At 44.0% G+C, this 14,756-nt stretch carries 13 protein-coding genes; all 13 read right to left on the bottom strand.

The features are described 5' to 3' along the window. Positions 1 to 25: 25 nt before the first annotated feature. The 13 genes from tolR to sdhA all read right to left on the bottom strand — a co-directional run bounded on the left by tolR (position 26) and on the right by sdhA (position 14,755). Complete coding sequence (gene tolR, locus HFU86_RS05490) at positions 26 to 448, bottom strand: colicin uptake protein TolR (RefSeq protein WP_036947778.1); 423 nt, start codon at positions 446 to 448, stop codon at positions 26 to 28. 18 nt (positions 449 to 466) lie between these two features. Continuing rightward, a complete protein-coding gene (tolQ, locus tag HFU86_RS05485; protein WP_036947783.1) occupies positions 467 to 1,150 on the bottom strand; it encodes a Tol-Pal system protein TolQ in 684 nt (227 codons plus the stop codon). Next, positions 1,147 to 1,542 (bottom strand): tol-pal system-associated acyl-CoA thioesterase, encoded by a 396-nt coding sequence (ybgC, locus tag HFU86_RS05480; protein WP_036947785.1) that lies wholly within the window; start codon positions 1,540 to 1,542, stop codon positions 1,147 to 1,149. Before ybgC ends, tolQ begins: the two co-directional genes overlap by 4 nt. A 135-nt stretch (positions 1,543 to 1,677) precedes the next feature. After that, positions 1,678 to 1,965 (bottom strand): cyd operon protein YbgE, encoded by a 288-nt coding sequence (gene ybgE / locus HFU86_RS05475; protein ID WP_132494279.1) that lies wholly within the window; start codon positions 1,963 to 1,965, stop codon positions 1,678 to 1,680. 5 nt (positions 1,966 to 1,970) lie between these two features. Then, positions 1,971 to 2,093, bottom strand: coding sequence for a cytochrome bd-I oxidase subunit CydX (gene cydX, locus HFU86_RS05470; protein ID WP_006660445.1), 123 nt, complete (start codon positions 2,091 to 2,093; stop codon positions 1,971 to 1,973). 12 nt (positions 2,094 to 2,105) lie between these two features. After that, positions 2,106 to 3,245 carry a cytochrome d ubiquinol oxidase subunit II gene (gene cydB, locus HFU86_RS05465; protein ID WP_132494277.1) on the bottom strand — a complete coding sequence of 380 codons (1,140 nt, stop codon included), beginning with the start codon at positions 3,243 to 3,245 and terminating at the stop codon, positions 2,106 to 2,108. Positions 3,246 to 3,259: 14 nt separating this feature from the next. Beyond that, complete coding sequence (gene cydA / locus HFU86_RS05460) at positions 3,260 to 4,828, bottom strand: cytochrome ubiquinol oxidase subunit I (protein WP_036947791.1); 1,569 nt, start codon at positions 4,826 to 4,828, stop codon at positions 3,260 to 3,262. Positions 4,829 to 5,656: 828 nt separating this feature from the next. Then, a complete protein-coding gene (gene sucD / locus HFU86_RS05455) occupies positions 5,657 to 6,529 on the bottom strand; it encodes a succinate--CoA ligase subunit alpha (protein ID WP_036947794.1) in 873 nt (290 codons plus the stop codon). Beyond that, positions 6,529 to 7,695, bottom strand: coding sequence for an ADP-forming succinate--CoA ligase subunit beta (sucC, locus tag HFU86_RS05450; protein ID WP_006660449.1), 1,167 nt, complete (start codon positions 7,693 to 7,695; stop codon positions 6,529 to 6,531). The genes sucD and sucC overlap by 1 nt, the downstream gene beginning before the upstream one ends. A 132-nt stretch (positions 7,696 to 7,827) precedes the next feature. Continuing rightward, on the bottom strand, positions 7,828 to 9,036 hold the full coding sequence (gene odhB / locus HFU86_RS05445; RefSeq protein ID WP_132494274.1) for a 2-oxoglutarate dehydrogenase complex dihydrolipoyllysine-residue succinyltransferase: 1,209 nt from the start codon (positions 9,034 to 9,036) through the stop codon (positions 7,828 to 7,830). Positions 9,037 to 9,050: 14 nt separating this feature from the next. After that, positions 9,051 to 11,858, bottom strand: a complete 2,808-nt coding sequence (gene sucA / locus HFU86_RS05440) for a 2-oxoglutarate dehydrogenase E1 component (RefSeq protein ID WP_108479382.1) — start codon at positions 11,856 to 11,858, stop codon at positions 9,051 to 9,053. A 378-nt stretch (positions 11,859 to 12,236) separates the two neighbouring features. After that, on the bottom strand, positions 12,237 to 12,953 hold the full coding sequence (locus tag HFU86_RS05435; RefSeq protein ID WP_036947808.1) for a succinate dehydrogenase iron-sulfur subunit: 717 nt from the start codon (positions 12,951 to 12,953) through the stop codon (positions 12,237 to 12,239). Positions 12,954 to 12,988: 35 nt separating this feature from the next. After that, on the bottom strand, positions 12,989 to 14,755 hold the full coding sequence (sdhA, locus tag HFU86_RS05430) for a succinate dehydrogenase flavoprotein subunit (RefSeq protein ID WP_132494272.1): 1,767 nt from the start codon (positions 14,753 to 14,755) through the stop codon (positions 12,989 to 12,991). Position 14,756: the final 1 nt, after the last annotated feature.

Genomic DNA, 14,756 nt, shown 5'->3' with positions numbered 1-14,756 from the left:
CCACTCTCAAAGTGGCGTCAGCAAATTAAATAGGTTGAGTCATCAAACCAACAGATTTGATCCCAGCACCATGTAACATGTTCAGCGCCTTAATGACTTCGTCATAAGGAACTTCTTTCGCACCACCAATTAGGAAAATCGTTTTCGGATTTTTTTCTAACTGCTCTTTTGCGACTGCTGAAATTTGTTCAGGTGGCAGTAACTCCATGCGCTCACCATCGACCAATAAATTATATTGATCAACACCCGCCACTTCTAAAATGACGGGCGGATTATCACTGGATGAGACGGTTTGGGTATCTGTTGCATCCGGCAAATCAACTTCCACGCTCTGAGAGATAATGGGGGCAGTTGCCATGAAAATCAGCAAAAGCACCAACAATACGTCCAGTAATGGAACAATGTTGATTTCGGATTTTAGCTCACGTCTGCGACTATTGCGCGCCATTCGCTTTTTCTCCCCGTCTTATTTCTTATCAGCAGAGAATGCTTGACGATGCAGGATAGCTAGGAATTCTTCCATAAAGTTATCGTAGCTTTGCTCAAGTTTATTCACACGTAAGTTTAAGCGGTTGTACGCCATAACAGCTGGAATTGCAGCAAATAGACCGATTGCTGTTGCGATCAGAGCTTCCGCAATACCCGGAGCAACCATTTGTAATGTTGCTTGTTTTACCGCCCCCAGTGCGATAAAAGCATGCATGATCCCCCAAACGGTACCAAACAGACCAATATAAGGGCTAATTGACCCTACGGTACCTAAAAATGGGATATGCGATTCAACGGATTCCAACTCACGATTCATCGAAATGCGCATAGCACGAGATGCACCAGTAACTACCGCATCAGGCGCATGAATATTAGCTTGATGTAAGCGAACAAACTCTTTGAAGCCAGAGTAAAAAATTTGTTCCGCACCACCTAATGCATCACGGCGAGCTTGGCTTTCTTTATATAAGCGGGACAGCTCGATACCTGACCAGAATTTATCTTCAAATGCTTCCGCTTCGCGCGTGGCGGCATTTAAAACTTTTGTTCTCTGGATAATAATCGCCCACGATGCAATAGAAAAACCGATCAAAACGAACATAATCAGCTGAACCAATAGGCTCGCTTTTAGGAATAAATCCAAGATATTCATGTCAGTCACTGCTTAAACTCCGCGACAATAGACTTAGGAAGCGCTTTCGGCTTCATTTTAGATGTGTCCACACAAGCAATTAGGGCTGTCGCCCCACAAAGCAAGTTACCTTGCAAATCAACTAACCTTTGCTGAAAGAGTAAAGAAGCGCGTTTTATTTCAACGACTTCTGTTTCTACTTCCAGCAGGTCATCTAACCGAGCACCCTTAATAAAGTCGATGGTCATACTACGGACGACAAAACCAAGGTTCTCAGCGAGTAAACTTTGTTGGTTAATACCTTTATTCCGCAACATTTCCGTTCTTGCCCGCTCAAAAAAAGCCAGATAACGTGCATGATATACAACTCCGCCCGCATCCGTATCTTCATAATACACGCGGACAGGCCAGCGAAATAACATAAAAAAACCACTCCGTCTTAGGTTAAATTAATTAACGGTGTCACTATACGCAAGACAGTGCCGCTTTGGAATCACTTTGCAGGTAAAGATATCAAAAATAATTGCGGGTCGCATGACCCACAATCTGAATTTAGATTAACTAAAGACTTTTACAAGTCCCCAGATAAGAATGATGGCGGCAGGTAATGGGTGGAACAGCACTCGCCACGTCAATTTATTGGGTAGGAAGCCCACTCCAAAAATGATGGCGCTGCAAGTTGCCCATATCATGAGAAGACCTTGCCAGATTGGAAATGCACTGGTATTGGCTGCAAACAGGGAAGGATCCCACATTACTGCACCAGCAGTTACTAAAGCTAATATAAGGATAAGGGCCCTTATCGGGCCCTTTCCTAATAGCTGATAGGATTTATCCATCAGCATACTATTTACTCACCATCTTTAGCTGTTTTAGCTTCTTTTGCACTTTCAGAGTGCTCAAGGGCTAATGCTGCAATCACTGCAAAACTACAAGCTAACAGAGTGCCGAGGATCCAGGCGAAATACCACATATGTTATGCTCCTTAATACAGTGAATGCTTGTTGCTTTCGATGAAGTTTTTGTCCAAACGACCAAACATTTTGTAGTAACACCAAGCGGTGTAGCACAGAATAATTGGAACAAAAATGATAGCAACCACAGTCATAACTTGCAGAGTGAACAGGCTAGATGTCGCATCCCACATGGTCAAGCTTGCATTTGGCATGATACTTGAAGGCATGACGAATGGGAACATTGCAACACCACATGTCAAGATAATGCAAGCGATAGTCAATGATGAGAACAGGAACGCCCAACCATTTTTATCTGCTTTAGTTGCAATCATCGTTAACAGTGGCAATGCCAGACCCAGACCAGGTAAAGCCCACAGGATTGGATACGTATTAAAGTTAGTTAACCATGCACCAGAAACAACTTCTACAGTTTTGTTCAGTGGGTTAGACGGGCTTAATGTATCAATCGTTGAAGTCACAACATAACCATCGATACCCATCACTAACCATACGCCAGCACCAGCGAACGCTAACAGAGTCACTAACGCACAGATGTAAGTTGCTTTACGAGTACGTAAGTGCAGTTCGCCAGTTGTACGCATTTGCAGATAAGTTGCACCCTGGGTAACAATCATCATTAAACCGACAACACCAGCTAACAGACCGTATGGGTTCAGCAGACCAAACAGGTTACCAGTATAAGTTAGGTACTGCTGGTTATCGATTTGCAGTGGAACACCCAGTAACAGGTTACCAAACGCAACACCGATAACTAACGGAGGCACGAAACCACCGATGAACAGACCCCAGTCCCACATGCTACGCCATTTTGGGTTCTCCAGTTTAGAACGGTAGTCGAAACCAACCGGACGGAAGAACAATGCAGCTAATACCAAAATCATAGCGACATAGAAGCCAGAGAATGAAGCAGCATAAACCTGAGGCCATGCAGCGAACATTGCACCACCCGCTGTGATTAACCAAACTTGGTTACCATCCCAGTGCGGTGCAACAGCATTAATCATAACGCGGCGTTCAGTATCTGTTTTACCTAAGATAGGTAATAAGAAGCCTACGCCCATGTCAAAGCCATCCGTGACGGCAAATCCAATCAGCAGTACGCCGATAAGGATCCACCACACAAATCGAAGAACTTCATAATCAAACATAAGTGGACTCCTGTTTACTGAACGTCGTGTGCTGAACTATTTTTCTGTTCAAAATGGTAACGACCGGTTTTCAGGCTGCTAGGCCCTTTACGAGCGAATTTGAACATTAAGAACATTTCGGCAATCAAGAACAGTGTATACAGACCACAGATCAGAGCCATAGAGAAGATCAAGTCTTGTGGGGTTAAGTTAGAGTGTGCGACCGAAACCGGTAACACTTCACCAATTGCCCACGGTTGACGACCATACTCAGCCACGAACCAGCCTGATTCAATAGCAATCCATGGTAATGGAATACCAAATAGAGCCAGACGAAGCAGCAGTTTGCTCTTACCAATACGGTTACGAACAACTGACAGGAATGCCCAACCGATGATTAACAGTAACGCGAAGCCAACTGCAACCATGATACGGAATGCCCAGAACAGTGGTGCAACATTAGGAATACTGTCTTTAACCGCTTTCTGAATTTGTTCTTCTGTCGCATCAACAACGTTTGGTGTGTATTGTTTTAACAGAAGGCCATAGCCAAGGTCTTTTTTACTTGCTTCGAATGCAGCACGCAGTTCTGGGCTCTTATCACCAGCTAACAGCTGTTGTAATTGACCATAAGAAACCATACCGTTACGGATACGGACTTCGTGTTGCTTCATCAGATCTTTCAGACCTAATACTGGCGTGTCGATAGAACGCGTTGCAATAATACCCATCGCCCATGGAATTGAGATAGAGAATGTATTCTCTTGTTTCTCATTGCTTGGGAATGCGATTAGGTTAAATGCAGCTGGAGGCGCATGGGTTTCCCACTCTGCTTCAACAGCGGCCAGCTTCGTTTTCTGCACGTCACCCATTTCGTAACCTGATTCATCACCAAGAACGATAACAGAGAGAACAGCAGCCATACCAAAGCTTGCAGCAATTGCAAAAGAGCGCTTAGCGAATGCCAAGTCACGACCTTTAAGCATGTAGTAAGAGCTGATACCCAGAATGAACATGGCACCAGTACAATAACCAGCAGCAACTGTGTGAACGAATTTAACTTGCGCAACAGGGTTCAGGACTAGTTCAGAGAAGCTAACCATTTCCATACGCATTGTTTCGTAGTTGAAGTCTGCAGCGATAGGGTTTTGCATCCAACCGTTCGCAACCAGAATCCACAGCGCAGAGAAGTTAGAACCTAAAGCAACTAACCAAGTCACCGCAAGGTGCTGAGTTTTGCTTAAACGATCCCAACCGAAGAAGAATAAACCAACAAAGGTAGATTCTAAGAAGAATGCCATCAGACCTTCGATTGCCAGAGGCGCACCGAAGATATCTCCAACATAGTGGGCGTAGTATGACCAGTTAGTCCCGAATTGGAACTCCATAGTCAGACCAGTCGCAACACCCAGAGCGAAGTTAATACCAAATAACTTGCCCCAGAACTTAGTCATATCTTTATAAATTTGTTTACCAGACAGCACATATACCGTCTCCATAATCGCAAGCAAAAACGCCATACCGAGCGTTAATGGAACGAACAGGAAGTGATACATCGCAGTTAAGGCAAACTGTAATCGTGACAGTTCGACAATATCAAACATCTTGACTCCTTGCTCCTAGCAGGAAGACACCGACTTGCGGCAACCCAGCTTCCAGTGTTAAACGGGAAAGCCTCTTAACTACCAGCAAAAAATGCCTCAAAACAACAAATAATTAACAAAAGTAAAAGAAAAAACCTACCATAATAATAGTACGCCTATCTTCACATACAATAAACTTCTTTTACGTGATTCAGATTTGAATTCTGAAGTTATATCAATAATTATACCCTTTAATAGAAAAATGAGTATTTGATCGGGCACCAATTTAAGCAATTTGGGCAAATAAAGCTAGTGGTAATAAATTGATTTACGTCAATTTTTTCTCACTTGTTAATTGTTCTCGACCCGATTCAAATAATAGTTAGCCAGTTGTTAACTATCTGTTATTTTAATTGATATAGGTTTTTTTACTTTTTTAATAAGATTAAAACAAAGTGATAACTTTTGTTTTTCTCAATCTAAAAAAGAATGTTTATTTATAATAGCAGCCCATTTCTATATTATTACTTTATTTATTAATAAAGATAATTATCGTAAAAAAAGCCCTATATTCAGTTAATCAAAATAATCTAAAAATAAAAAAATTGATCTAATATCAAATTAGACTATTTCCCATTTTGTGCTATTTCACATTCAATAATAAACTTACCCAAAACGTACTATTTATGCTGACTTATTTTGGTATTCCTCACTAAAAACCCTACATTTTAAGCTTTTAGTAGAAATTACATGAAATAAGTACAGTTATTAGCCATAAAAAAACCCGCGCTTCCTAGAAAGCACGGGCTTCGTCTCTTACGTGATACGAGCTATAAGCTCATATTGCGCTTATTTGTTTAGCATAGACTTCACAGCATCGCCGATATCAGCCAAGCTACGTACAGTTTTCACGCCAGCGGCTTCTAAAGCAGCAAATTTCTCGTCAGCAGTACCTTTACCACCAGCGATAATTGCACCAGCATGTCCCATACGCTTACCTTTAGGTGCAGTTACACCCGCGATATAGCCAACAACTGGCTTAGTGACGTGCTCTTTGATGTATGCAGCCGCTTCTTCTTCCGCGTTACCACCGATTTCACCGATCATCACGATCGCTTCAGTTTGTGGGTCTTCTTGGAATAATTTCAGGATATCGATAAAGTTTGAACCAGGAATTGGGTCACCACCGATACCAACGCAAGTTGATTGACCTAAACCCGCATCCGTTGTTTGTTTTACCGCTTCATAAGTCAGTGTACCTGAACGTGAAACGATACCAACTTTACCTGGCATATGAATGTGGCCAGGTTGGATACCGATTTTGCACTCGCCCGGAGTGATAACACCTGGGCAGTTAGGGCCAATCATACGAACGCCAGCTTCGTCTAATTTCACTTTAACAGTCAGCATATCCAGTGTTGGAATACCTTCTGTGATAGTGATGATCAGTTTGATGCCTGCATCAATCGCTTCAAGGATAGAATCCTTACAAAATGGTGCTGGAACGTAGATAACAGATGCTGTTGCACCGGTTGCTTCTACTGCTTCACGCACAGTGTTAAATACCGGTAAGCCTAGGTGAGTTGTACCACCTTTACCTGGCGTTACACCGCCAACCATTTTTGTACCGTAAGCAATCGCTTGTTCGGAGTGGAAAGTACCTTGACCGCCAGTGAATCCTTGGCAAATTACTTTGGTGTTTTTATCGATTAAAATAGACATTATTTAGCCTCCGCCGCTGCTACTGCTTTCTTAGCTGCATCTGTCAGGCTGTTTGCAGCGATAATATTTAAGCCGCTGTCTGCCAGTTTTTTCGCACCTAACTCTGCATTGTTACCTTCTAAACGTACAACTACTGGTACATTCACGCCAACTTCTTCTACTGCACCAATGATGCCGTCTGCAATCAGGTCACAGCGAACGATACCACCAAAAATGTTTACGAATACAGCTTTAACGCTCTTATCCGAAAGAATGATTTTAAACGCTTCAGTTACGCGTTCTTTGGTTGCACCGCCACCAACGTCAAGGAAGTTAGCTGGCGCACCGCCGTGCAGTTTAACGATATCCATGGTACCCATTGCAAGGCCCGCACCGTTAACCATACAGCCGATGTTACCATCCAGAGCAACGTAGTTAAGTTCCCACTTAGCCGCTTGAGCTTCACGTGCATCTTCTTGAGATGGATCGTGCATTTCACGCATTTCAGCTTGACGATACAGAGCGTTGCTATCCACGCCTAATTTACCGTCTAAGCAAACTAAATCGCCTTCAGTATTGATAACTAATGGGTTAACTTCGATCAGCGCTAAATCACGCTCTAAGAACATGGTCGCTAAGCCCATGAAGATTTTAGCAAATTGGCTAACTTGTTTGCCAGTTAAGCCTAATTTGAATGCCAGTTCACGACCTTGATATGGCATTGGGCCAGTCAGCGGATCGATAACTGCTTTGTGGATCAGTTCTGGGGTTTCTTCAGCAACTTTTTCAATTTCAACGCCGCCTTCAGTTGAAGCCATGAATACAACACGACGTGTACCACGGTCAACGACTGCACCTAAATACAGTTCTTTAGCGATGTCAGTCGCGCTTTCAACCAAAATTTGGTTAACTGGCTGACCATTTGCATCAGTTTGGTAAGTAACCAGATTCTTACCTAACCATTTTTCAGCAAATTCACGGATGTCATTGATATCTTTTGTAACTTTTACGCCGCCAGCTTTACCACGTCCACCTGCGTGAACTTGGCATTTGATAACCCATGGACCATTACCGATTTTTTTCGCCGCAGCTACTGCTTCTTCTACTGATGAACAGGCATAACCAGTTGGTGCTGGTAAACCATAGCGTGTAAAAAGCTGTTTTGCCTGATACTCGTGTAAATTCATGATGTTCTATCCATAATTGAGTCTGGAGGAGCGATTATCGCCCCTTGCAATTGTTACAGATTTAGCAGCCAGCGAACTGGCTGCATCGGTTACCTCAGACCGGACAGGTTGTCCCCCTGCCCTGTTATGTTTCTATACGTCTAGCAGTAAACGAGTTGGATCTTCCAACATATCTTTGATAGCCACTAAGAAGCCAACTGATTCACGACCATCAATTAAACGGTGGTCATAAGACAGTGCTAAATACATCATTGGAAGAATTTCTACCTTGCCATTAACTGCCATTGGGCGGTCTTTGATGGCATGCATGCCTAAGATTGCGCTTTGTGGTGGGTTAATGATTGGAGTAGACATCAGAGAACCGAACACACCACCGTTAGTGATAGTGAAGTTACCGCCACTTAAATCTTCAACAGTTAATTTACCGTCGCGACCTTTGACAGCCAGCTCTTTAATATTTTTCTCGATATCAGCCATGCTCATTGCATCCACATCACGCAGAACTGGTGTTACCAGACCACGCGGGGTTGATACCGCAATACTGATGTCGAAATAGTTATGGTAAACCACGTCAGAACCATCGATAGAAGCGTTCACTTCTGGATAGCGTTTCAGTGCTTCAACCGCCGCCTTAATGTAGAAAGACATAAAGCCTAAACGTACACCGTGACGTTTTTCAAATGCTTCACCGTACTGTGCACGCAGGTCTTTAATAGGCTGCATGTTGATTTCGTTGAAGGTTGTTAACATCGCCGTGCTGTTTTTCGCTTCCAACAGACGCTCTGCAATACGTTTACGCAGGCGAGTCATCGGAACACGTTTTTCACTACGGTGAGCTAATGGTGCTTGAGCTGCAGCTGGTACTTGAGCCGCAGGTGCCGCAGCTGGTTTAGCTGCTAAATGTTTTTCAACATCTTCACGAGTCAGACGACCGCCAACACCAGTCCCTTTGATATCCGCAGGGTTCAGGTTGTGCTCAGCGACCAGACGACGAATCGCAGGGCTTAGTGCATCATTGCTTTCTTCTTCTAAACTCGCAGTTTGGCGTGCTGCTGGTGCAGGTGCTGCTTCTTTAACTTCAGCAGGAATACCGGTGCTATCACCTAAACGAATGCGACCTAGTAACTGTTTAGATAAAACAGTTGCGCCTTCTTCTTCAATAATGGCTTCCAGAACACCTGCTTCACTTGCAGGAACTTCAAGAACAACTTTGTCTGTTTCGATCTCAACCAGAACTTCGTCACGCTGAACACTGTCACCTGGTTTTTTATGCCATGTGGCAACCGCTGCATCAGCGACGGATTCAGGAAGATCGGGAACAAGAATTTCTACGCTACTCATTTTCTATCCTTTAATTATGCAATGTTCAAAGCGTCATTAACCAGGGCCGCTTGTTGTTCCTGGTGAACGGAGGTATAACCAACTGCTGGAGAAGAAGAAGCAGCTCGACCTGCATAGCGTAAAGTTGCGCCTGCTGGGATAGCTTCATGGAAATTGTGCTGGCTGCAATACCAAGCACCTTGGTTTAGTGGCTCTTCTTGGCACCAAACGAAATCTTTCACATGAGCATACTGAGCGAATACTTTTTGGATATCTTCGCGTGGGAACGGATACAGCTGTTCAATACGCACGATAGCCACATCTTTTTGCTCTTTCTTACGACGTTGTTCTAATAAATCGTAATAAACTTTACCGGAACACATAACGACACGTTTCACATCTTTCGGATTAATTTCGTCAATTTCACCGATAACTGGTTGGAATGAACCATTCGCCAGCTCATCCATGCTAGAAACTGCTAATGGATGACGTAACAGTGACTTAGGTGACATAACAATCAGAGGACGACGCATATCGCGCAGTGCTTGACGGCGTAACATGTGATAAACCTGAGCTGGTGTTGATGGCACACACACTTGCATGTTTTGATCTGCACACAGTTGCAGGTAACGCTCTAAACGAGCAGATGAGTGCTCTGGACCCTGGCCTTCATAACCATGAGGCAGTAGCATAACCAGGCCACACATACGACCCCATTTTTGCTCACCAGAGCTAATGAATTGGTCGATAACAACTTGCGCACAGTTAGCAAAGTCACCGAACTGAGCTTCCCAGATAGTCAGCGCGCGCGGTTCAGTTGTTGCATAGCCATATTCAAATGCCAATACTGCGTTTTCAGTCAGAACAGAGTCCCAAACGTTGAATACGCCTTGGCCGCTATGGACATTTTGCAAAGGCACGTACACAGAACCATTGGTTTGGTTGTGAACAACCGCATGACGGTGGAAGAACGTACCACGACCCGCATCCTCACCAGATAAACGGATTGGAATGCCTTCATCAACTAACGTACCGTAAGCCAGAGTTTCTGCTGCACCCCAGTCGAGTAATTTTTCGCCTTTCGCCATTTCAGCGCGGTCAGAATAAATTTTCTCAACACGAGATTGCGCAACGATACCTTCAGGGATCGTGCTCAACTTAGTCGCTAACTCAGTTAAACGTTTAATATCGTAGTTAGATTTGTATTGCTCATTCCACTCATGGTTCAAGTACGGTTCCCATGTGTAAGAATGCAGACCCATTTCACGATATTCTTCAACAACACAGTCACCACGGTCTAACGCGTCACGATACAGGTTAACCATTTCAGTGACTTCATTCGCAGAAACTACGCCAGCTTCGATTAAACGATCTGCATAGATTTTACGTGGAGTTGGATGCTGTTTAATTTTTTGATACATGATTGGCTGAGTTGCACTTGGCTCATCAGCTTCGTTATGACCATGACGGCGGTAACACACTAAGTCGATCATTACATCGCGCTTAAAGGTGTTACGGAAATCTAAGGCTAAGCGAGTCACGAATGCGACTGCTTCAGGGTCATCAGCGTTAACGTGGAAAATAGGCGCCTGCACCATTTTCACGATATCAGTACAGTATTCTGTTGAACGCGTGTCTTTCGGGTTGGAGGTTGTGAAACCAACTTGGTTGTTGATAACGATACGCATGGTACCGCCAACTTCATAACCACGAGCCTGAGACATGTTCAAGGTTTCTTGTACAACACCTTGACCAGTTACTGCTGAGTCACCGTGAATGGTGATTGGCAGAACCATATTACTACGACCTTCGTCCAGACGGTCACGGCGAGCACGTACAGAACCGATAACTACTGGGCTTACGATTTCTAAGTGTGATGGGTTAAATGCCAGTGCTAAGTGAACACGGGAACCCGCTGTTTCGAAATCAGAAGAAAAACCTTGGTGATATTTAACGTCGCCTGCGCTTGAATGGTCTTTATGCTTACCAGCAAATTCATCAAATAATTCAGCGGGTTTTTTACCCAAAATGTTGATCAGGACGTTTAGGCGGCCACGGTGCGCCATACCAAGCACCACTTCACGAGTGTCTTGTTTGCCTGCATGATGGATAAGATCCTTCAGCATTGGGATCAGTGCATCGCCACCTTCTAAAGAGAAACGTTTTGCACCTGGGAATTTTGCACCAAGGTAACGCTCAAGACCTTCTGCTGCTGTTAATTCAGCTAAGAAGCGACGTTTTTCTTCTTTAGAAAATTGCTGCGCAACATTCACAGACTCTAAACGTTGTTGGATCCAACGTTTTTCTTCTGTGTTAGTAATGTGCATATATTCCGCACCAATGGAACCGCAATAGATGCGTTTCAGGTGGTCATATAGTTCGCTGAGTTTCATGGTTTCTTTGCCAATTGCAAATGAACCCACGTTGAAAGTTTCGTCGAAATCTTCTTTGGTTAGGTTATGGAATGTAGGGTCCAGATCTGGAACGGCTTCGCGTTTCCAAAGTCCTAACGGGTCGAGATTTGCATTTTGATGTCCGCGGAAGCGGAAGGCATTGATGAGCTGCAAAACTTTAACTTGTTTTGCGTCGATCGTTGGATCGCTAACAGAGGTGTGGTAACGGGTAGAATCTTTTGCTAAGCGACGGAAGTAGTCTCGTGCTTGCGAATGTAATTGCTCACCGCTATTACCCGCTCCAGGTAGTTGCTGGAAGATTTCTCTCCATTCGACATCTACGGAATTAGGGTCAGTCAGATAATCTTCATAGAGCTGTTCTATATAAGACTGGTTCGCGCCTGCCAGAAAGCTTGAATCCAGCCAGTCCTTCATTACGCCGTTCTGCATTGTGATCCCTTAAGCTTTATAAGCTTTAGTTTTCGCCGTGGTTAACTAATCGCCGCATTTAAGCGACCTCGATAAAGGTTCTCTTGGACGTGCTTTTTGCATGTTCTCACTTTGGGAGTCCCTCTTATCAATTAAGGGTTTCCCTTTTAAGGAACCTTTAAAAACTGTCTACGGTTTTTAAAGGTTCCTTGCTTTCGCAAGTGTCTTCATCTTGTTTTGCAGTTGGCTTTTTACTTTCACTTTTTGACTTTTTACTTTATGTTTCAGTGATTCAATTTAAGACTTATACTTACTTTACGCTTATTTTTTACTTTAAGTACGTATTTTGTGCTATCCAAATTTAGCCTACGGCACCTAAGCGCCGCAGGCTGTATCGATTTAGGCGCTATGTTTCAATAACATAGACTTAATGTGACCGATAGCTTTCGTTGGATTTAGTCCTTTAGGGCATACATTGACACAATTCATGATGCTATGACAGCGGAAAACACTAAAAGCGTCGTTCAGATCATCTAATCGTGAATCTGTTTCAGTATCGCGACTATCAATTAAGAATCTATACGCAGCTAGCAGACCCGCAGGACCGATAAATTTGTCCGGATTCCACCAGAAAGATGGGCATGAAGTTGAACAGCATGCACACAGAATGCATTCGTAAAGACCATCAAGTTTTTCACGTTGTTCTGGTAGCTGTAAGTTTTCACGCGCCGGCGGATTCTTATTATCATTAAGAAGATACGGACGAATTTTTTCGTATTGAGTATAAAATTGCGTCATGTCGATGATCAGGTCACGAATAACTGGCAGACCAGGTAATGGACGGATCACAATTTTTTTGCCACTACGGGTTAAAGCAGACAATGGCGTAATACAAGCCAGTCCGTTTTTACCGTTCATGTTCAGACCATCAGAACCACACACACCTTCACGGCAAGAACGACGGAATGAGAGTGTTGGATCTTGTTCTTTTAACTGAATTAACGCATCCAGCAGCATCATGTCACGCCCTTCTTTCACTTCAAGGGTGTAATCTTGCATACGTGGCGCATTGTCTACATCAGGATTGTAGCGATAAATCGAAAATTCTAGTTTCATAGTTTATTTCTCCGCAACTGGATTAACACCACGCATTAATAAGTACGAATCTTCGGTGGGAAGGCTTCACGCAATTTAGGTTGCATGTTCACTTCACGACGAGTCATCGTTTCAGATTGCGGTAGATATAATGAGTGACATAACCAATTTGCATCATCACGATCTGGGAAGTCAAAGCGGCTGTGAGCACCACGGCTCTCTGTACGGAAGTTTGCAGCTTGTGCAGTTGCATAAGCAGTTTCCATCAGGTTATCCAGCTCTAAACATTCGATACGTTGGGTATTGAACTCAGTTGAAGTGTCATCCAGACGCGCATTTTTCAGACGTTCACGGATTTCTTTCAGTTCTTCTAAGCCCTTCGCCATTGCATCCCCTTCACGGAATACGGAGAAGTTGTTCTGCATACAAGATTGCAGTGCTTTACGGATATCAGTTGGATCTTCGCCCGTACGCGCATTTTCCCAACGATTGAAACGAGCCATTGCTACATCGATGTCTGATTCAGACGCATCACGCATTGGACCTTGTTCCATGATGGATTCATTTAAGTGTAAGCCAGCAGAACGACCAAATACTACGAGGTCAAGTAGGGAGTTACCGCCTAAACGGTTAGCGCCGTGTACAGATACACAAGCAATCTCACCCACAGCAAACAGACCCGGAATCACTTCGTCTTCGCCTTTTTCGTTATAGCGAATCGCTTGACCCGTCACTTTAGTTGGAATACCACCCATCATATAGTGACAAGTTGGAATAACTGGGATTGGCTCTTTAACTGGGTCAACGTGAGCAAAAGTACGAGATAATTCAAGGATACCCGGTAAGCGAGATTCCAGAACGTCTTTTCCTAAGTGATCCAGTTTCAGTTTCGCGTGTGGACCCCATGGACCATCACAACCACGCCCCTCACGAATTTCAATCATGATTGAACGTGCAACAACGTCGCGACCAGCAAGGTCTTTCGCGTTTGGCGCATAACGTTCCATGAAACGCTCGCCATCTTTGTTCAGCAGGTAACCACCTTCACCACGACAGCCTTCTGTGACCAGAACACCTGCACCAGCGATACCCGTTGGGTGGAACTGCCACATTTCCATATCTTGTAATGGAACGCCAGCACGTACAGCCATACCCACACCGTCACCCGTATTGATGTGCGCGTTAGTTGTGGATTGGTAAATACGACCTGCACCGCCAGTTGCTAAGATGGTTGCTTTCGCTTTGAAGTAAACCAGCTCGCCCGTTTCCATACAGATTGCAGTACAACCTACGATATCGCCATCTTGGTTTTTCACTAAATCCAGTGCATACCATTCAGAGAAAATCGTAGTGTGATTTTTTAAGTTTTGCTGATACAGAGTATGTAACAGTGCGTGACCAGTACGGTCAGCTGCCGCAGCTGTACGTGCCGCTTGCTCGCCACCGAAATTCTTAGACTGACCACCGAATGGACGTTGATAAATACGTCCATCATCAAGGCGAGAGAAAGGCAATCCCATATGTTCTAATTCAAGGATAGCTTCCGGTCCTGTTTTACACATGTATTCGATAGCGTCTTGGTCACCGATATAGTCGGAACCTTTAACAGTATCGTACATATGCCATTCCCAGTTGTCAGGGTGTGTGTTACCAAGTGCAACAGTGATACCACCTTGCGCTGACACAGTATGAGAACGAGTTGGAAATACTTTAGATAACAAAGCACAAGATAGGCCTTGTTGAGAAATTTGTAGTGCTGCGCGCATACCTGCACCGCCCGCACCGATAACGATAGCGTCAAACTCTCTGATTGGCAGATTCATT

This window comes from Providencia sp. JUb39 (assembly GCF_012272845.1).
Taxonomy (GTDB): Bacteria; Pseudomonadota; Gammaproteobacteria; order Enterobacterales; family Enterobacteriaceae; genus Providencia; species Providencia lanzhouensis.
This window is presented reverse-complemented; position numbering and strand designations above follow the sequence as displayed.